The following is an 18,705-nucleotide window of genomic DNA, read 5'->3' as shown; positions in this document are numbered from 1 at the left end:
CGTTATTGGAATAGGAATGACTTGGTGTCTTCTCTGTTATTTCACTTACCACTGCTGCCGTAGCACCTCCCTGACTTTTGCCGACGCCTGGCGATGCGGCGCGCCCAGGCGGCTGGAAAGGTCCCTTTCCGGATCGGCGCGGATGTCGGCCAGCGCCGCCTGCAGGCAGGCGTCGACGGCAGCCGTGTCCTGCGCCGAAGGATGGTCGGGCTGCGCCACCTGCAAGGTTTGCCACAGCAGGCCCAGGGTCGCGTAATTCTTGACGTCATAAGCCATCGGTGGAATCGTCGCGGCCAGCGCTTCGAGCGCTGCCACCGTGCGCAAGGTGATGCGCGCGGCCGAGGCCTTGCCCATCGCATGCACCATCACTTGCGGATCGTCGAGCGCGATCAGGCGGTTGGACTGGTAGCCGTGCGCCAGGAACGCGCCCGACATGGCCTTGCCGACGATCAGGCCGATGACGGGATGGCCGGCCAGGCGCGCCTCGGCGTAAGCCCCCGCCGCGCCGGCCAGCGCCTGGTGGATGCCGTACGCCTCTTCGCGCCGGCCATACGCCTGGCTGGCCACGTCGATGACGGCAACAAACGGCCGCTTGACGGCCAGGTCGCGGTCTTCAACAACCACCTGCTGCACGGCGCGCGCCAGCTGCCACGCCTCGACCAGGCCGATTTCACCCGTGCGGGCGCGCGTAAAACGGTTGTCCGGGTCGGGCAGCACGGCCAGATAGCGCGCCGGTGCGCCGGCCAGCGGCGCATCGACCACGCGCACGGACGGTGGATAATCAGGCAGGGGCGCAGCGTTGTGCGTCAGGGCCGCCAGCCAGACGGCGCCGCGGCTCGTGTCGGTGATGGCGTTCATGCTGCGGCTCCTTTGCTGTAGATCAAACGCACGGCTTCCGGCGTGGCTTGCACGGCCGCGTCGACATCGGCCAGGCGCGCCAGGTAGCTTTCCGCCTGGTCGCTGCGGTGCCGGGCCGGCACGCCGCGCGCGAACAGCTCGGCCACCATGGCGCGCATCTGCGCCGTATCGTCTTCCACATAGGCGTCGGCCAGGCCGCTCTTAAAACGCTGTTCGCCGCCCGTCAGGCTCCATATAAATGGCTTGCTGCGCGAGTCGAATTCGTCCACGCCCGCCTCCTGCTCGATCACGGCGGGGCCATTGAGACCCAATCGCGCCTCGCGGGTCACGACAACATAGCTGCACAGGCCCGCCGCGATCGACATGCCGCCGTAGCAGCCCACCGTGCCGGCCGTGATGCCGATGACGGGCTGGTAGCGGCGCAGGTCGACGATGGCGGCATGGATGTCGGCAATCGCCGCCAGGCCCAGGTTGGCTTCCTGCAGGCGCACGCCGCCCGTCTCGAACAGGATCACGGCGCGCGTCGGCACGCCCTGGCGGTTGTCGCGCGCCGCCAGTTCCAGCGCCCCGGCGATCTTCGCGCCGCCCACTTCGCCCATGCTGCCGCCCTGATAGGCGCCCTCGATGGCCAGCACCACGGCCGGCTGGCCGTCGAACAGGCCCTTGGCCACCACCACGCCGTCGTCCGCCTGGGCCGTGACGCCCTGCTGCGGCAGCCACGGCGACGCGATGCCGCAGAACGGGTCGAGCAGTTCGCGCATGCTGCCCGCATCCAGCAAGGCTTTAGCGCGGCTGCGCGCCCCCCGTTCGATGAAGCTGTCGCGCTCAAGCAGTTGTTGTAATGTACTCATGCCGCCCTCCCCGCTTGCAATTCTTCGTAGGCTTGCTCGATGCGCATGCGCACCACGCCCGGCGTGGCGCCGCAATCGTTGATGACGATGGTCGCCGCCGGCAGCGGCTCGCCGCCGAATACGCGCTGCAAGAGCGCATCCCAGACGGCGCCCTTGCCGTCGACGGAGGTGTTGACGACGATGCGGGTCACGCCATCGTCGGCGGGCTGCAGCAGCACTTCCAGGTCGCCCGAACCGACGACGCCGGCCAGCGCGCGCCCCGACGCCGGCTGCCCGGCGGGGAATGTATAGTCACGCGTCTCCATGCGCTTCTCCTTCTTGTAATCTGTCCAGGAACAGGGTCGCCGCCAGCAGATCGGCCGCGCCGCCCGGCGACACGCCGCGCGCCAGCGCCGCCGCTTCCAGCGCCAGCAGCGCCTGCGTTCCGGCATTGGTAGCCGCGCCGCCGGCCGCCAGCACCCGCGCCGCTCCCGCCTGCAGGTCCAGCAAGGCCGCCTCGCCCCCGCGCGACAGCACGCAGGTGTCGTCCAGCTGGCTGATAATCGCCAGCAAGGCATTCAGGCGCGCTGTCGTCTCGTTGTCGCCGCGCGCCCGCGAGGCGCGCAGCTGCGCCAGCCCGGCCCCCGTCACGAGGGGAAAGCCGGCGCGGGCCTGGCCCCGCGCCCCGTCCACCTGGTACTGGCGGCATGCCAGCTCGCCCTTGTTGCCGGTGACGGCAGGCGCGCCACGATCGTGCAAACGGGCCAGCGCGCCGGCCCGCGCCGCCACGGCGTGCGGCGTCAGCGATGCGCCGCGCGCGCCCTGCTGCGCCGCCGCCGTCGCCAGGAGGCCCAGCGCCCAGATGGCGCCCCGGTGCGTGTTCACGCCGCCCGTCGCTGCCAGCATCAACGCCTCGCCTTCGCGGCCGATGGCGCCGATGCGCTGGCGCAGGCCATCGTCATCGCCGCTTTCCCAAGCCGCTTGGGCCATGGCGGCAAACACGGGTTCCAGCACGCAGGCAGAGTGGCACATCAGGGCCCAGTTCAAGTCCGCGTGGGCGCCCCGGCTGCGCAAATCGACCAGGCCCGGTTTCGGCGTCAGGGTCACTTCATCGAGCAGCGCCTGCAGCACCTGCCGCCCCAGCGCGGCGGCGCGTTCCCGCACCGGCGTCATTGTCATCGTCGTCATCATCGTGCTCATTACCAGCTCCTGAATTTGGCGGGGGGTTGATACAGGCCGTCCGACCACTCGACCAGGTCGGCGATGCTTTTCGCCGCCAGCAGCGAGCGGTTCGCCGCGCCGCGCTGCACGCCGATATCCTCGGGCAGCGCGATCAGGCCGTCGGCGCGCAATTTGGCCGTCGTCTTCGGGTCGTGGCGCAGGCCGATGGGCGTCACGCCGGCGACCGCCGCCAGCATGGCCTTGCGCTCGTCTAGCGAACGGGCCTTGTACAGGTAGGCGATGCCCTCTTCCGTCAGCACATGGGTGACGTCGTCGCCATAGATCATCACGGGCGCCAGCGGCATGCCACTGGCTTGGCCCACGGCCACGGCGTCGAGCGATTCGACGATGGTCGGCTGGCCGCCGTCCTGGAACGTCTCGACCATCTGCACCACCAGCTTCTTGCCGCGCGCCAGCGGGTCGTCCGTCTCGATCAGGTCCAGCCAGGCCGGTGTCGGGTGGCGCCGACCGTGCGGGTCATGACCCATATTGGGCGCGCCGCCGAACCCGGCCAGGCGGCCGTTGGTGACGGTCGAGGAATTGCCCAGGCCATCCATCTGCAGGGTCGCGCCGATGAACAGGTCGACCGCGTACTGGCCCGCCAGCTGGCACAGGGCGCGGTTCGAGCGCATGGAACCGTCGCGGCCCGTGAAGAACACGTCGGGCCGCGCGGCCGCATAGCCTTCCATGCCCAGTTCCGCGCCGAAGCAGTGCACGCTCTCGACCCAGCCCGTCTCGATGGCGGGGATCAGGGTGGGATGGGGGTTGAGCACCCAGTTGCGGCAAATCTTGCCCTTCAAGCCCAGTTGCTCGCCATACGTGGGCAAGATCAGCTCGATGGCGGCCGTATTGAAGCCGATGCCGTGGTTCAGCGACTGCACCTGGTGTTTTTCATACACGCCGCGGATCGCCATCATGGCCATCAGCACGTGCACGGGCTTGATCACGCGCGGATCGCGGGTAAACAAGGGCTCGATGAAGAACGGTTTGTCGGACTGCACCACGAAATCGATCCACGAGCCAGGCACGTCGACCCGGGGCAAATCGCTGACGTCGTCGACGATCTGGTTCACCTGGGCGATGACGATGCCGTCGCGGAAGGCGGCCGATTCCACCAGCGTGGGCGTGTCCTCGGTGCTGGGGCCCGTGTACAGATTGCCCTGGCGGTCGGCCATGTAGCCGGCCACCATGACGACGTTGGGCGTGAGGTCGACGAACAGGCGCGCATACAGCTCGATATACGTGTGGATGGCGCCCACTTCGAGCAAGCCATCCTGCAGGAACTGGGCGATGCGCAGGCTTTGCGTGCCGGCGAACGAGAAATCGAGCTTGCGGGCGATGCCGCGCTCGAACAGGTCCAAGTGCTCGGGCAGGCTGACGCTGGGCATGATCAGGTGCAGATGGTGGATCTTGTCGGGGTTGACCTGGGTCAACATGCGGGCGAGGAAGTCGGCCTGCTTCTGGTTATTGCCTTCAAGAACGACGCGGTCGCCCGGCGCGAGCAGCGCTTCGAGCACGGCGACCATGTCGCCCGGTTGCAGCACGGGACCGTTCGCATATTGGCGCACGGCTTCCAGGCGTCGGCGTTTCTCGGTGCGCCGCGTGTCCCATTGTTTTTGCCGCTGCGCTGGCGCTGCTGTGGCGGTTGACATCATGCCTCCGGAATGAGCTATCGAGTCCAGACGATAGAACGAAAGCGCCAGCGCGACAATCAACCTGCTACCATGTTCATTACCCTGAAGTTAATGAACTCCCTTGAAAGAGGCTAGTCATGGCCATCAACGAAGAAATTACCCTGAAAAAGCTGGAAGTTTTTCTCAGCTTCATGGAATTGAACAACCTGGCGCGGGTGGCCGATGCGCTGGGCCAGAGCACGGTCAGCGTGCACCGCGCCCTGCACTCGCTGGAAGACGGCTTGCGCTGCCCACTGTTCAAGCGCGAGGGGCGCAGTCTGATACCCCTGCATACGGCCTACACCTTTGCCGAATCGGCGCGGCGCGCGCTGGCCGAATGCGAGGAAGGCGTGCGCAAGGTGCGCGAAATGTCGGGCATCAACCCCGTGCGCCTGAAGATCGGTTCGCTGTATTCATTGACCCTGCACTGCATCCCGCAGCTGGTGATCGCCCTGAAACTGCGCCGGCCGGGCCTGGACATCGACCTGACCCTGGGTTCGAACCGCGACCTGCTGCAAAGCCTGGCCGACGGCCGGCTGGACGCCATCATCATCGGCGTGCAGGAAGACGAACAGCATGCGGGCCTGGTGGCCGTGCCCCTGTTCCAAGACGACATCTTCCTGGCCGCGCCGCTCGCCTCGCCCTATGCGGGAACGGCCTCGGTGGACTTGCAACAGTTGCGCGACGACAAATTCGTCACGCTCAACGAGGGATTCGTCACCTCGCAAAGCTTCAACCACGCATTCGAGCTGGCCGGCTTCGTGCCCGACACGGCCATGAGGGTGGGCGACATCTTCTCGCTGATCAACCTGGTGAGCGGCGGCATCGGCTACAGCCTGCTGCCAGGCAGAGTGCGCGCCTTCAGCTCGCGCATCGAACTGCTGCCCCTCGACGCGCGCTACGGCTCGCACCAGCAAATCACCCTGTTGATGCAGAGCAGCCGCGAGCGTGATCCCAATTTGCTGGCGCTGGCGGCGGAGTGCAGGTTGTATGGGCGTGGTGAAAAGCGCGCTGATGCATGACGCGAATTTTGCGCAAAAACTTGATGTTTAGCAAAATCGATTGCATCAGAAAAAGTTCAATAAGTGTCCCAATTCTAATTAATACAAATCCAAACTAAGCTTAACCTCGTTGAGCGAGGATATAAATAAATTATTACCTCTAAGATACTCGCAAGATTTGTAATTTAAAAATTGAGTGCCAATCACCACCAAACGAAGCTGAGAGAAATCTGTAAAGTTAATCAAAGTTATTATTTGATCTCTTGCTTCTCCTTCTTTGAAACCATTCTCCTCAACAATCTTATCGCAAATTATTTTCACGGTAGTGTAAAAAGCACGCAAAACCCCAAAAATCTGATCTTCGGAATCCAACTCACTAAGATAATCTGCTACACCTTCGTTGCCTACGCCATTATCTCTCAAATTCTCTATTTCCTCTTCCATATGCAATACAGCAGCAGCACCTGTTTTCTCCACAATGTTGTGACCTTCGTAGAAATATATTTTAAATTCACGAAAAATATTTTTTTGTGATTCTATCATATTGAAAAACAACGTATTAAACAATCTAAAATTTTCAGTTCTTTCGCTATTCTTAAGTTCTTTTTTAAGCTCGGCATTTGCTTCTTTTTGCAATGTGGCTGATCGTATCAGGAGTACAACGGATAAAAAACTTAAGATTGGGTTTAATGTCCCACCTATGTAGTCACCAAACTGGCCCCAAACCGCCGTATCCTCTGACAATTGGGAGCCAAATATTGGGAAAAATTTCAATACATAGAAAGCGATTATTATCGTAATTGCCATCCCGCCAAGAAAAGTAAGATAATTATTCCTCATAAAATCCCGAGATAAAATACTTCACTGCTTTTCCATCACGAATTCTTAAAGCGCGAACTTGTAATTTTATATAAATTCGTTGCTCTTCATCCAATATATTATTTTTCGAAAGATTATCCGATATCAAGCTTTTTGCCCTTGCGTTTATTACTTTATACTCACTCAAGAAACCAAATGCTGTAGTTTCATTTTCACCGAAAATTTGAAGACGTCCATTACCTGTATTTATATTCAACCTTGTAATTGCAACAGAGACATCTATGCTCTGGCGATCCAATTTCGCTGCTAAAGTTAAGCCTGTACTTCTATCAAATTCTGCCAATATTTTCTTTTCATCTCTGTTTTTTCTGAATCGAATTTTGACATCATAGTTAAATTTAAAACTTGTGTCATGAATATTTTTCATCGCCGAAACTCGAAGATGTTTGCTAAGGTCTTCTGCTTTCTCTCCCAGATTATCGATTATTTCCTTTGCTTGAGCGCTCAATATTTCATTTTCCTTATAAACCGAATCATTTAAGAAATAAGAAATTATTTCCGTAAATACTTCCCATCCAATCTCTCCATATTTCTCTTTTAATACCTGATCGGAAATATCTAACGTGAAAATCTGACCATATGATCCGCTAAAGCTGGCCTTCAAGATTGTTTTAACTTTCCCTTTGAAAGTCTTTCTTCCTGGGATTTTTCCCGACAAAACGGTTTCTGCAACTATTCTGATGGCATCCGATGAACCCTGAAGTGTTTTAAGGCCAGATTTCATTTCAACCGAATAGTCGGGACTATCTATAACCACATCAAGATCGACTGTCATGTTTTCCTTTGAATTTAGTAAGTAGGATCAATCCTAAATGATAGCTTCATTTTTGGATGTAGTCTCTTTAAATATCACTTAAAAGCGCATATTTTTTGGCGGATAAGTGTGGACGTGAGCCTGGACAGGCTCTATGGATAACTTATATGGACGACTCACGGAGATTAAGTAGCTTCGCACGTTAAGTCCAGATGAGGTAACAGTCTGATATCTAGCCTGTTGATGCAGGTCCATCACTTGCAGACCCTGATAGAATTCACCGACAATTTCTTATCTTATTTTTAATATCAATGGCTGCAATTCCCTATCAGGTTATTCTCGTCACGGTACTCTCTGTTCGCCATCATGTATTTTTCGCTTGCACTCCTGAAGTAAAGCTTGTTGTCCCGTATGCCGAACTTTTCAGTTCGGTGGACTTTACTCGAGATCAAATACGTTATCGTGAACAATACTGCCAAAATTATTCGAGCCAACTTGTTCGCCAGAGCGGTACCTGTAACGCCGTACGGCCTTCACTTAAAAGTTCAATAATCCATGGGGAGTGCGCACTGCCTGAGATGATCGCTCTAGCGCCGTGAACGAGCAATGTTCACAGATAGACGTCGCCCAGTTTGCTTAAACCAAATTAACGAACGTATCCACCAATTTCAGTCTGGCTTAGTACCAAGCCGAGCCATGTCGCAAATTGACGACCGGAACTGAAGCCGGCAGGATGACCGATGGTGACAACCGCTGCATTCGCTGTGAGCAGTCCGACGCCAAGAATTCGGCGCAGCGTCAACGCTAACGTACACTTTCATGCAAAAGTTATTATAGATATCACTTAAAATAAATTGTCAATATATCGACTGCTCTTAGTAACGGTTTAAAAACTTTATAGCAACTTTCAGGTCAAAGCATCTTTGATGTTTTGGAGTGATTGACGATGTGGACGCAAGAGAATCGAAGCCGGCATCAGCAGGTGAGGACGGCACTTAAACGTGGCTATCCCACAGATGTGAAAGATGAAGAGTGGCGTCTGATCGCACCGCTGCTGCCAAGGCAAGCGAAGACGGGAAGACCTCGCAAAACGGATTTGCGCACGGTGATCAATGCGCTGCGTTACATGGTACGGTCCGGATGCGAGTGGCGCATGCTGCCAAATGATTTCCCGCCGTATCAGACGGTTTATTACTGGTTTCGGCGGCTGATGCGGCGCATGCTGTTTCGTACCATTCATGACTTGGCGCTGATGCTCGATCGTATGTGCAATGAACGGGAGGTGCTGCCGAGTGCCGGTGTTGTCGATAGCCAGAGCGTGAAAGCGCCAGGGGCACGAACAAGAGGCTATGACGCCCACAAGAAACTCAGCGGGCGCAAACGCCATATCGCGGTCGACACGGACGGTCGCTTACTGGCGATGAACCTGACCCCAGCCGATATTGCCGACTCCACTGGTGCTCAGATGGTGCTCGACGGCCTGATTAAACGCTGGCCATGGGTGAAGCATCTGTTTGGGGATGCGGCATATGACCGCAAACAGTTGATGGACAAGGCTGCGTTTCTTGACTTCACGGTGGAAGTCGTGCGGCGCCTGCAAGGGCAGCAAGGTTTCGCTGTTCAACCCAGGCGCTGGGTGGTCGAGCGAACGTTTGCATGGCTGATGCGTTACCGGCGCTTGGTGCGCGACTACGAGCAGCGCCTTGATGTTTCGGAAAATATGATTTACCTGGCCATGGGTTCGTTGCTGCTGCGTCGACTAAATTTCCGCTAAGTTATTAAACCGTTCCTTAGTGCTCATAAAAAAGCCCGCTTCAGCGGGCCTCAAAAAAAATTGTCATTTTCGGCAGGTGAGAGGTAAGCTTCTCACCGCGAAGTGTCTAAACCGCACTATCCCAAGGCGCCGACAACCGCACGGCACAGTTGATCAGCCCCACCATCGAATACGTCTGCGGAAAGTTCCCCCACATCTCTCCCGTCACCGGGTGCGTGTCTTCCGACAGCAGGCCCAGGTGGTTGCGCGCCAGCAGCATGGTTTCGAAGATCTTGCGCGCCTCGTCTTTCCTGCCGATGCGCGCCAGGGCGTCGATGCGCCAGAAGGTGCAGATGTTGAAGGCGGTCTCGGGTTTGCCGAAGTCGTCGGGGGCTTCATAGCGGCGCATGTAGGGGCCGTCGCACAGCGATGCTTCGAGCGCGTCGACTGTAGCGATGAAACGCGGGTCCATGGGGTCGATGAAGTTGACTTCCGCCATCAGCAGGACGGAGGCGTCGAGGTCGCGCCCGCCCAGGCTTTCCGCAAACGCCTGGCGCTCTTCGCTCCACGCTTCGCGCAGCAGGCGCTCTCGGATCAGCACGGCGCGGCTGTTCCAGTGGTCGGCGCGGTCCGCCAAGCCCAGTTTATGGGCGACCTTGGCCAGGCGGTCGCAGGCGGCCCAGCTCATCAGCATGGACGAGGTGTGGACGCGGGCCCGCGTACGCAGCTCCCACATGCCCGCGTCCGGTTCCGCGTGCAATCTGAATGCCTGGTCGCCCACGGCTTCCAGCGCTGCAAACTCGGCCTTGCCGGCGCGGTGGAACAGGCGGTGGTCGAGGAAGGCCTGCGCCGCGCCCAGCACGATATTGCCGTAGACGTCGTGCTGGAAGTGTTCCTGCGCCTGGTTGCCCACCCGCACGGGGCCGTTGCCCCGGTAGCCGGGCAAGTGGTCGAGTATCGATTCGGGCAGCTGCTCTTCCAGGCCGATGCCGTACAGGGGCTGGATGTGGCCGCCTTTCGAGCGGGCGACGATATTCGTCAGCCAGCGCAAATACTCTTCCATCGTGCCCACTTCCGACAGGCTGTTCAATGCGCGCACGACAAAGAAGGCATCGCGCAGCCAGCAATAGCGGTAATCCCAGTTGCGGCTGCTGCCCGGCGCTTCGGGGATGCTGGTGGTCATGGCGGCGATGATGGCGCCCGTGTCCTCATATAAAGACAGTTTCAAGGTGATGGCGGCGCGGATGACCACGTCCTGCCATTCCAGCGGCACGGCCAGGCGGCGCGTGTAGGTGCGCCAATAGTTGATCGTTTCCTTTTCGAAGATGCGCGCCGTCTCGTCAATGCCGCCGGCCAGGGTTTCATCGGGGCCCAGCAGGAAGTTGGCCGTGCCGCCCAGCACGAAATACGTTTCGCTCAGCACATAATTGAGCGACACATCGGTGTTCAGGCGCAAGGTCTGTTCCGGTCCCACGTAGCGGATGTGGTGGCTGCCCTGCGTGATCTGCGGCGCCAGCCGGCCCCAGTCGTAGCGGGGGCGCAGACGGACGCGGATGCGCACGGCATGGTCGAGCGGCCGGACGCGGCGGATCAGCATCAGCGGGCGGAACATGCGGTCGCGGCTGAGGAAACGGGGCGCGAAATCCGTGATTTCCACGCCGCGCCCCTGCGTGTCGTACAGGCGCGTGCGCAGCACGGCCGTGTTCGGCTCGTAGAATTGCTCGCTGCGCGCGAAGTTCTCGATGTCGATGGCCCACACGCTGCCGTTTTCCGTGTCGTCCAGCAAGCGGTTGAAGACGGGATCGCCGTCGAAACGGGGCAGGCAAGACCAGACGACCTGCCCCGCCTGGTCGATCAGGGCGTTGAAGGCGCAATTGCCCACAACGCCGCAGTTCAGCGATGCTTGCGTGGGTGGTTGGCTGGCGGCGGTGTCATGCGATGTCGTCATGGGCTACTCCTTCGATGTCGGGGATACGGAAGCGGCCAGCAGCGCCGTGCGCAAGGCGCCGGGGCTGGCCAGGCGCAGGGTGGCGGCGCTGGGGCCGCTGCCCACTTTGACGCCCTGCCCGCCTGCTTGTTGTACAAAGGCAAAGCCTGCCTCGTCGGTGGTGTCGTCGCCCGCGAATACGGGCCGGCGGCCGGCGAAGGGGCTTTCCTGCATGAAGGCGGCGATGGCGCCGCCCTTGTCGGTGGCGGCCGGCTTGGCTTCCAGGACCATTTTGCCATGCAACAGCAATACCCCCGGGCACGCTTGCACGGCGGCCGTCATTTCTTGCAAGCACAATTGCTCGAGGTGGGGCGCCAGCCGATAATGCAGGGCCACGGCGCCCCGCTTCCGTTCCACCAGCAAGCCGGGGTGAATCGCCGCCAGCGCCTGCGCGCGCGCCAGCACGGGCGCCACGTCGGGCGTGGCCGCCACGTGCAACGCGCCATCGGCGCCGCGCCGCTCCACGCCGTGCACGCCGGCAACAGGCAAGACCAGGGGCGCCAGCATGGCGTCGATCTGCGCCACGGGACGGCCGGAAATGAGGGCCAGCGCGCCGCCATGGCGCTCGGCCAGCAGCGCCAGCGCTTCGATGACGCCGGGCGCCACATGCACGCCATCGGGCGTGGGCGCCAGGTCGACCAGGGTGCCGTCGAAGTCGAGGAAGACGGCTGTTCCGGGCGCACTCAGCAGCTGTAACAGGGCTGCGCTATCGTCAGGGATATCGGCCATCACATCCCCTTGCGCCGCTTGATGCGGCTGTGGGCGTCGATCTTGGTCATGACCTTGTCGCGCTGGCGCAAACGGGCCGCATCCAGCAGCATGCGCCCGGCCCAGCGGTAGACATTGAAATGTTTGACTCTCGCCCGCATGCTTTTCATGCGCTCGCGCTGTTCCACGGGCGGCATCACGAGGGCGCGGTACAGGGCCTCGGCGCCCTGCTCGATATGATACGGGTTGATGATCAGCGCTTCATGCAGCTCGCGCGCGGCGCCCGTGAATTGCGACAGCACCAGCACGCCCAGTTCGTCGTCGCGCGCGGCGATGAATTCCTTGGCCACCAGATTCATGCCGTCATGCAAGCTCGTCACCATGCACACTTCCGAGGCGCGGAAATAGCGCTGCAAATCGTCCTGGCCATGGTGTTCGGCCTTCAGCAGGATGGGCACGTAATCTCCGCTGCCGAAGCGGCGGTTGATGCGCTCGACCATCTTGCGCACCCGCGCGTCAAAACTTTGATATTCATCGAGCGAAGCGCGGCTGGGGGCGGCGATTTGCACGAACGTGAAATTGCCGACCATGCCGGGCTGCTGTTCCAGCATGCGCTCGACGGCCTGGAAGCGCTCGACGATGCCTTTCGTGTAATCGAGGCGGTCCACGCCGATGCCCAGCAAGTGGTCAGGCGCCACGCCCAGCTCGGCACGGATTTGCGCGCGGCACGCGGCCACGTCGGGCTGCGCCGGATCATCCTCGGGCCAGGCGATCGAGATCGGGTAATCCTCGACCTGCGTCATCTCGCCGCCATACGAAATGGTCGACGCTTCCGGCTCGATGCGGGTTTCCAGGTAGCGGTCCACCGTTTCGAGGAAATTCTTGCGGTGGAATGGCGTGTGGAAGCCGAGGATCGTGCTGCCCAGCAAGCCGTCGAGGATTTCCTCGCGCCATGGGCAAATGCCGAACGATTCCGAGTTCGGCCAGGGGATATGCCAGAAAGTGATAATCGTCGCCTTCGGCAAGGCTTCGCGCACCATGCGCGGCAGCAAGGCGAAGTGATAATCCTGCACCAGCACGACGGGATTGTCCGTCTTCGCCTCGGCGATCACGGCATCGGCGAAGCGGCGGTTGACCTTTACATACTGCTCCCAGTCGGACGAGCGGAACACGGGACGCACGTGGGCGATATGGCACAGCGGCCACATGCCCTCATTGGCAAAACCATAATAATATCCCTGCTCTTCCTCTTCCGTCAGCCACACGCGGCGCAAGGTATAGCTGGGATTGTCGGGCGGCACGGGTACGTGGTCGAGCTTGTCGACCGTCTCGCGGTCGGCGGAACCGGCGCCATGCGCGATCCACGTGCCGGAGCACGCCCGCATCACGGCTTCCACGGCCGTCACCAGGCCGCTGGCCGGGCGCTGCACGGCAATCCCGCTCTCTGTTTTGGTGTGGATATACGGTTCGCGGTTCGACACAACCAGCACCTGGTCGCCCTGCAAGTCCGCCTCCAGCAAGGCGCGCAGCTTGTCCGGCGTCCAGTCGGACGACCAGCCGTTGTCGCCCTGGCGTTCCAAATGGTATTCCTGCAGCAATTCGCGCAAGTCGCCGATCAGCGGCTGCATTTCCGGCGGCGGCGCGGGCGCGGCGGCGGGCGCCGTAGCGGCGGCCACTGCACCATTGCTTTTCGGCAGCAACTCGCCCCGTAAAATATCCTTCACGGCCGACAGCCAGCCGCGCCAGCTCAGGTGGGCGACGAACACGGTCATCAGGGAAATGAGCACGGCCAGCACGGCCAGGAAGGCAAAAATAAAACGCTTGGTATCGGTATTGCGGCGCTCGACAAAGCTCATGTCCTGCACCAGCACCAGACGGCCCAGCTGGGACGCGTCCTGCATGACGGGGGTTTCGCTGAGGTGGACTTGCCCTTGCGGCAATTGCGCCAGGGATTTGTACAGGCCGCCCGTCGAGGGCGTGCTCCAGCAGCCGATGGAAGTTGGGTATTGCGCGGACTGGTACAGCAAGTGGCCCCCGTTGTCGCAAAAGCCGATGGCGATCAGGCGTTCGTCGCGCGTGGCGCCCTGGAACAGTTCGCCGATGCGCGCGGCGTCTTGCGCAGGCAGGTATTCGGTGAGCGAGGGGCGGAGGGTTCCAGCGAGCAATTCAGCCCGGCTGTCGAGGTCGCGCACATACCAGCGCAGGGTAATATTGTCTAACAGGGGTACCACGATATAAGCAAACAGTCCCAGCACGAGGGCAAGCGGCAGGATGAAGCGCAAGGACATGCGGAGTGATCGTACTATCATCGGTTTCCTTTGCAAAAACAAAAAGCATGGCAAGTATGACTATGTTTCCAATGCGGCGACGCCCGCTTGCTTTCCGTATTGAAACGTCAACGTGGCATGGCGCAGCGCAGCAATTTCTTCCAGTATCCGCCTTGACCGAAGTCTTATCCGTACGGCAACGCACGCCCCCGCGACGTCATCTGCCCGTAAAATACCCGCTTCCGACATCCATTTCACTTATCAATAAGGAGTTTTCGCCTATGGATCTCAGCACGTTTCACTCGCTGATGGGAGGCCCGCTGCGCTCGGCGCTGACCGTGCTCGTTTCCGCCCTGCTCGTCACCCTCGTCGCCATCGGCGTGCACCGGGCCGGCATCGGCTTGCTGAAAAGACTGGCCCATGGCCACGCGCTGGCCAGCAACGTGGCGCGCGTGGCCTTCCGCGCCAGCCAGCTGTGCCTGATCGTCTTCGGCCTGCGCATGGTGCTGGCCAGCGCGCCCGACGACACGCCGGGCCTCGTCGCCATGTCGCACCTGGCCAGCGTGGCGCTGATCATCGCGCTGACCTGGCTGGCCATGCAATGCATCGAGTCGCTCAGCATCACGATTTCCCAGATCAATCCCGTCGATGCGGCCGACAACCTGCGCGCGCGACGCCGGATCACCCAGGCCCGCGTGCTCACGCGCAGCGCGCATGCCATCGTCGTCCTGCTGGGCGTGTCCTTCGTGCTGCTGACCTTGCCCGGCGCGCGGCAGATCGGCGCCAGCCTGCTGGCCTCGGCCGGCGTGGCGGGCCTGGTGGCCGGTATCGCCGCCCGGCCCGTGCTCGGCAATTTCATTGCAGGGCTGCAAATTGCGTTTTCGCAACCGATCCGCATCGACGATGTGCTGATCGTCAATGGCGAATGGGGCACGGTGGAGGAAATCAAGGGCACCTACGTGGTCGTGCGCGTGTGGGACGAACGCCGGCTGATCGTGCCGCTGCAATGGTTCATCGAAAATCCGTTCGAGAACTGGACGCATACCTCCTCCGACATCCTCGGCACGGTGTTCCTGTGGCTCGATTTCAGCATCCCGATCGAGCCCCTGCGGGCGGAACTGACGCGCATCTGCGCATCCGCCAAGCAATGGGACGGCCGCGTCTGCACCGTGCAGGCGACGGATTCGAACGAGCGGGCCGTGCGCGTGCGTTTCCTGATCAGCGCGGTGGATTCAGGCACGGCGTTTGAATTGCGCTGCCTCGTGCGCGAGCAGATGCTGGCCTTTATCACGACCAATTATCCGCACAGCCTGCCCCGCTTGCGCTCCACGCTCGACCCGATCGAGCTGCACGCCATGCAGGCGCAGAACGATACGGTGCAGTTGTACAAGGCATAACAAAACCTGCGGCGCGCTGCCCCGGCCCATGCGCCGCTAGAATAGGAGCATGAGCACCACCGCCTGGTTCATCCTGATCGGCTGCCTGATGCTGGCGCGTGGCCTGGGCGCCGACGGCATCGCGCGCCTGCCATTGACCTCGGCCATGGCTTACCTGGGCGTGGGCCTGCTGCTGGGCCCCCTGTTCCTCGGCCTGTTCTCGTTCGACCTGGTGCAACAGGCGCCCCTGCTGGAAACCCTGACGGAAATCGCCGTCCTCATCTCCCTGTTTTCCGCCGGCGTCAAAATGCCCGTGCCCTTCAGCCTGGCACGCTGGCTGCCTTCGCTGCGCCTGGCGTGGCTGTCGATGACCATTTCCGTGGCCCTCGTGGCGGCCTTTGCCTGCCTGCTGCTGGATCTGCCATTGGGCGCGGGCATCCTGCTGGGCGCCATCCTCGCACCCACCGACCCTGTGCTGGCCACCGACGTTCAGCTGCGCCATGCGGGCGACAGCGAGCAATTGCGCTTCATGCTGACCAGCGAGGCGGGCATGAACGATGGCAGCGGTTTTCCTTTCGTCATGCTGGGCCTGGGCTTGCTGGGCTTGCATGAACTGGGGCCGCATGGCGCCACCTGGCTGTGGCGCGATTTACTCTGGGCCAGCGCGGGCGCCATCGCCCTGGGCGCGGCCGGCGGCGCGCTGCTGGCCTGGCTGGGCTGGCAGCTGCGCGCCAAGGAGCCGAAGCATGAAGTGCTCGATGACCTAGCGGCCCTGGGTCTGATCGCCCTCGTCTACGGCGTGTCCAGCTGGCTGCACGCGTGGGGCTTCCTGGCCGTCTTCTTTGCCGGCGTGGCCTTGCGCCAGACGGAACTGCGGCTGGCCGGCGCGCCGAAAGACCGGCAAGGCTTGCTGCAGGCGGAAGAAACCCATGCCGTGTCCGCCGCCAAACCGCACGACAGCGAGGTGACGCTGACCGTCAGCGGCGAAGCCCTCGTCTTCAAGGAACATCTGGAACGCCTGTCCGAACTGACCCTGGTGCTGTTGCTGGGCGGCGCCGTCACGGCCGCCGCCTGGAGCTGGCGGGCGTGGAGCGTGGCGCTGTTCCTGTTGCTGATGGCGCGTCCGGCCAGCGTGATGCTCGGCTTGCTGGCTTCCGGCACCAGCGTGCGGCTGCGGGGGCTGGCCGCCTGGTTCGGCGTGCGCGGCATCGGCTCGCTGTACTACCTCAGCTATGCCATCGCGCATGGCTTGCCGCGCGGCCTGGCGCGCGAACTGGCCGACATCACCCTCGTCGTCGTCATCCTCTCCATCGTCGTGCACGGTCTGACGGTCAAGCCTTTGCTGGAACGCTACTGGCGCAAATAACTGGCCAAACAAGCACCCGCCGCTCCCTTTGTCATTGCTGCAAAGCAATGATTTGTCAATTGCCCCTATGGCGGACGGAAATATTGTTAAGATAATTAAAAATGGCAAAAGAGAGAATCAATGAAACGACGAAGCATGCTGGGACTGGGCGTCTCACTGGCCCTGCTGCAAACGGGCTGCGCCACCGATCCGGCCAGGCTGGCGTGGGAAACGGAATTTGACGGCTTCATGCGCGATGGCCTGGCCCGCACGGAAACGCCGGGCATGAGCGTGGCCGTGGTGCGCGGCGAACAAACCGTCTTCGCGCGCGGCTATGGCTGGGCCGACATCCAGGCCGGCAAGAAGGCCGATGCGAACACGGTGTTCCATGTCGCCTCCGTCAGCAAACTCGTCACGGCCACGGCCGTCATGATGCTGCTGGAACAGGGCGCCTTCCAGCTCGACGACAAGGTGGCGGCCTACCTGGACTTTCCGCTCATGCATCCGAAGTTTCCCGACGTGCCCATCACCTTTCGCCATTTGCTCAGCCACACCTCGGGCATTTCCGACGCCGTGTACGACAAGACGACGGCATTTGCCGTCCAGGGCGACCCGCGCTTGCCCCTGCGCGACTTCGTCAAGGGCTATCTGTCGCGCGGCGGCGCCTGGTATGACGCGGATGTGTCGTTTGCCGCCCGGCCCGGCACGGAATGGCGCTACAGCAATGTTGGCATCGCCCTGCTCGGCTATCTGGTCGGCCGTTTGAACCCCGATGGCCTCGACGCCTATACGCGCGAGCACCTGTTCGAACCGCTGGGCATGGACAGCACGGCCTGGAACCTGGCCGGCTTGCCGCGGCGCGCCGTCGTCGCCCAGCCGTACGCGCACAAGGAGCCGGGCCTGCAAGCGCTGCCGCCCGTCGGCTATCCGGACTGGCCGGCCGGCCTGCTGCGCAGCTCGGCGCAGGACTTTGCCCGTTTCCTGGCCATTTTCAGCAATGGCGGCCGGGTCGATGGCCACCGCTACCTGCAAGACGCGACGCTGCAACTGTTTTTCGCCCCGCAAGCGGCCCCCGTCGTGCCCGCCGATTCATCCGTGCAGCAAGCGCTGGTGTGGCTGCTGCGCGACGTCGACGGCCGGGCGCTGGCCACGCACAGCGGCGGCGACCCGGGGGCCGCGTCCGTCGTCTGCGTCGACCGGGCCAGCAAGACGGCCGTGCTGGCCTTCGCGAACGTCAGCGCCGACAAGGAGTTTCGTTCATTCCAGAAAGAAGTCGTGCTGCGCCTGCTCGCGCACGGGGCCGGCGGCGCGCCAGCGAGGTAGGCATGGCGCTTGTGTGAACGGGCGCACGGTAGCGCCTGGGCAAGAACGTATGCTGTGCTGGTCAAACTTGACCATCAACGAGGAGACCAGCATGACGAACCGCATCGGCAACAAGGACGTGGCGCAGCAGCGCAGCAAGAGTGAAAAAGCCCGCATCAAGGCGCAGAACATCGCCGCCGAGGCGGTGAAGAAGGCCGAGGCCAGGGCCAGGTACCGGAACGCCGTCAAGGGCCAGCCGGGCCTGCCCGCTGCCGGCGGCTAGGCGCCGAACCAGCCGCGCAGTTTCTCGGCGGCCCGTTCCTTGACCTCGGCCGTGATGTAGGTGGCGACGGTGGCGACGGCCGCCGCCAGCACGGCCAGGTCATCCGCATAGCCGACCACGGGCGTGATGTCGGGAATCGCATCGATGGGTGAAATGAAATAGCCGAGCGCGCCGTAAATGGCCGTCTTGGCCCACAGCGGGGTGTTCGGCTGCTGGGCGGCGTAGTACAGCCAAAGGGCTTTTTCGATGACTTCGCGTCCCGCCGTCTTGGCGAACTTGACGACCTTGTCCCAGAAGCTGTCATCCGTGTACTTCTTTTCATACTGCTTGTCGGTCTGGGGGGCGTGGTCTTCTTCCAGATTCTTTTTTCTGCCAAACATCTGCTGCTCCTGTCTGCCGCGCACGGCGTTACGAATGCGCACCTTAGCATAACGGCGCGCCGGATGCGCGGCCTGCAAGGTAAGCTAT

General features: G+C 61.5%; 18 protein-coding genes. 6 read left to right on the top strand and 12 right to left on the bottom strand.

Annotated features, from left to right (window positions below; all coding sequences use genetic code 11):
• Positions 1-45 precede the first annotated feature (45 nt).
• The 5 genes from mdcE to mdcA are packed head-to-tail and all read right to left on the bottom strand — an operon-like array spanning position 46 to position 4,564.
• A complete protein-coding gene (gene mdcE, locus D9M09_RS11395; RefSeq protein WP_121669304.1) occupies positions 46-858 on the bottom strand; it encodes a biotin-independent malonate decarboxylase subunit gamma in 813 nt (270 codons plus the stop codon).
• Entirely contained in the window at positions 855-1,709 is an 855-nt protein-coding gene (locus tag D9M09_RS11390) for a biotin-independent malonate decarboxylase subunit beta (protein ID WP_121669303.1), read from the bottom strand. Before D9M09_RS11390 ends, mdcE begins: the two co-directional genes overlap by 4 nt.
• Positions 1,706-2,014: a malonate decarboxylase subunit delta gene (locus D9M09_RS11385; RefSeq protein ID WP_121669302.1), complete on the bottom strand. Its 309-nt coding sequence runs from the start codon at positions 2,012-2,014 to the stop codon at positions 1,706-1,708. The genes D9M09_RS11390 and D9M09_RS11385 overlap by 4 nt, the downstream gene beginning before the upstream one ends.
• Positions 2,001-2,888 (bottom strand): triphosphoribosyl-dephospho-CoA synthase, encoded by an 888-nt coding sequence (locus D9M09_RS11380; RefSeq protein WP_121669301.1) that lies wholly within the window; start codon positions 2,886-2,888, stop codon positions 2,001-2,003. Before D9M09_RS11380 ends, D9M09_RS11385 begins: the two co-directional genes overlap by 14 nt.
• Positions 2,888-4,564: a malonate decarboxylase subunit alpha gene (mdcA, locus tag D9M09_RS11375; protein ID WP_240453617.1), complete on the bottom strand. Its 1,677-nt coding sequence runs from the start codon at positions 4,562-4,564 to the stop codon at positions 2,888-2,890. The genes D9M09_RS11380 and mdcA overlap by 1 nt, the downstream gene beginning before the upstream one ends.
• Before the next feature lie 116 nt (positions 4,565-4,680).
• Between mdcA and D9M09_RS11370 the strand changes: the two genes are divergently transcribed.
• Complete coding sequence (locus tag D9M09_RS11370) at positions 4,681-5,604, top strand: LysR family transcriptional regulator (protein ID WP_121669300.1); 924 nt, start codon at positions 4,681-4,683, stop codon at positions 5,602-5,604.
• Positions 5,605-5,682: 78 nt separating this feature from the next.
• Here D9M09_RS11370 and D9M09_RS28910 read toward each other — a convergent pair whose 3' ends face one another.
• The 3 genes from D9M09_RS28910 to D9M09_RS11355 form a co-directional block, all read right to left on the bottom strand.
• Entirely contained in the window at positions 5,683-6,423 is a 741-nt protein-coding gene (locus D9M09_RS28910) for a hypothetical protein (RefSeq protein WP_162995636.1), read from the bottom strand.
• Positions 6,413-7,237, bottom strand: a complete 825-nt coding sequence (locus D9M09_RS11360) for a hypothetical protein (RefSeq protein WP_205602351.1) — start codon at positions 7,235-7,237, stop codon at positions 6,413-6,415. The genes D9M09_RS28910 and D9M09_RS11360 overlap by 11 nt, the downstream gene beginning before the upstream one ends.
• A 625-nt stretch (positions 7,238-7,862) precedes the next feature.
• A complete protein-coding gene (locus D9M09_RS11355) occupies positions 7,863-8,018 on the bottom strand; it encodes a transposase (protein WP_121669298.1) in 156 nt (51 codons plus the stop codon).
• A 144-nt stretch (positions 8,019-8,162) separates the two neighbouring features.
• Between D9M09_RS11355 and D9M09_RS11350 the strand changes: the two genes are divergently transcribed.
• A complete protein-coding gene (locus tag D9M09_RS11350; RefSeq protein ID WP_070308615.1) occupies positions 8,163-8,990 on the top strand; it encodes an IS5 family transposase in 828 nt (275 codons plus the stop codon).
• A 106-nt stretch (positions 8,991-9,096) separates the two neighbouring features.
• On the opposite strand, the gene D9M09_RS11345 is transcribed toward D9M09_RS11350, so the two are convergent.
• Genes D9M09_RS11345 through D9M09_RS11335 form a run of 3 tightly spaced genes read right to left on the bottom strand, consistent with a single transcriptional unit; the run spans position 9,097 to position 13,952 of the window.
• Positions 9,097-10,917 carry a glycoside hydrolase family 15 protein gene (locus D9M09_RS11345; protein WP_121669297.1) on the bottom strand — a complete coding sequence of 607 codons (1,821 nt, stop codon included), beginning with the start codon at positions 10,915-10,917 and terminating at the stop codon, positions 9,097-9,099.
• A 3-nt stretch (positions 10,918-10,920) separates the two neighbouring features.
• Positions 10,921-11,685 (bottom strand): trehalose-phosphatase, encoded by a 765-nt coding sequence (otsB, locus tag D9M09_RS11340; RefSeq protein WP_070313654.1) that lies wholly within the window; start codon positions 11,683-11,685, stop codon positions 10,921-10,923.
• The gene (locus tag D9M09_RS11335; protein ID WP_121669296.1) at positions 11,685-13,952 is read right to left on the bottom strand and encodes an alpha,alpha-trehalose-phosphate synthase (UDP-forming); all 2,268 of its coding nucleotides are present in this window, start codon (positions 13,950-13,952) and stop codon (positions 11,685-11,687) included. The genes otsB and D9M09_RS11335 overlap by 1 nt, the downstream gene beginning before the upstream one ends.
• Before the next feature lie 260 nt (positions 13,953-14,212).
• Here D9M09_RS11335 and D9M09_RS11330 point away from each other — a divergent pair, with 260 nt between their 5' ends.
• From D9M09_RS11330 to D9M09_RS11315, 4 genes are all read left to right on the top strand, one after another.
• Positions 14,213-15,328 (top strand): mechanosensitive ion channel family protein, encoded by a 1,116-nt coding sequence (locus D9M09_RS11330; protein WP_070218622.1) that lies wholly within the window; start codon positions 14,213-14,215, stop codon positions 15,326-15,328.
• A gap of 49 nt (positions 15,329-15,377) precedes the next feature.
• A complete protein-coding gene (locus tag D9M09_RS11325; protein WP_121669295.1) occupies positions 15,378-16,673 on the top strand; it encodes a cation:proton antiporter in 1,296 nt (431 codons plus the stop codon).
• Between the two features lie 120 nt (positions 16,674-16,793).
• Entirely contained in the window at positions 16,794-17,975 is a 1,182-nt protein-coding gene (locus tag D9M09_RS11320; protein WP_070288187.1) for a serine hydrolase domain-containing protein, read from the top strand.
• 91 nt (positions 17,976-18,066) lie between these two features.
• Positions 18,067-18,237 carry a hypothetical protein gene (locus tag D9M09_RS11315; protein ID WP_162995635.1) on the top strand — a complete coding sequence of 57 codons (171 nt, stop codon included), beginning with the start codon at positions 18,067-18,069 and terminating at the stop codon, positions 18,235-18,237.
• On the opposite strand, the gene D9M09_RS11310 is transcribed toward D9M09_RS11315, so the two are convergent.
• On the bottom strand, positions 18,234-18,617 hold the full coding sequence (locus D9M09_RS11310) for a YkvA family protein (protein ID WP_070313662.1): 384 nt from the start codon (positions 18,615-18,617) through the stop codon (positions 18,234-18,236). The genes D9M09_RS11315 and D9M09_RS11310 overlap by 4 nt on opposite strands.
• Between the last annotated feature and the right edge of the window lie 88 nt (positions 18,618-18,705).

Source organism: Janthinobacterium agaricidamnosum, from assembly GCF_003667705.1.
Taxonomy (GTDB): domain Bacteria; phylum Pseudomonadota; class Gammaproteobacteria; order Burkholderiales; family Burkholderiaceae_D; genus Janthinobacterium.
The sequence above is the reverse complement of the archived record's forward strand: the minus strand, read 5'-3'. Positions and strand labels throughout refer to the sequence as shown.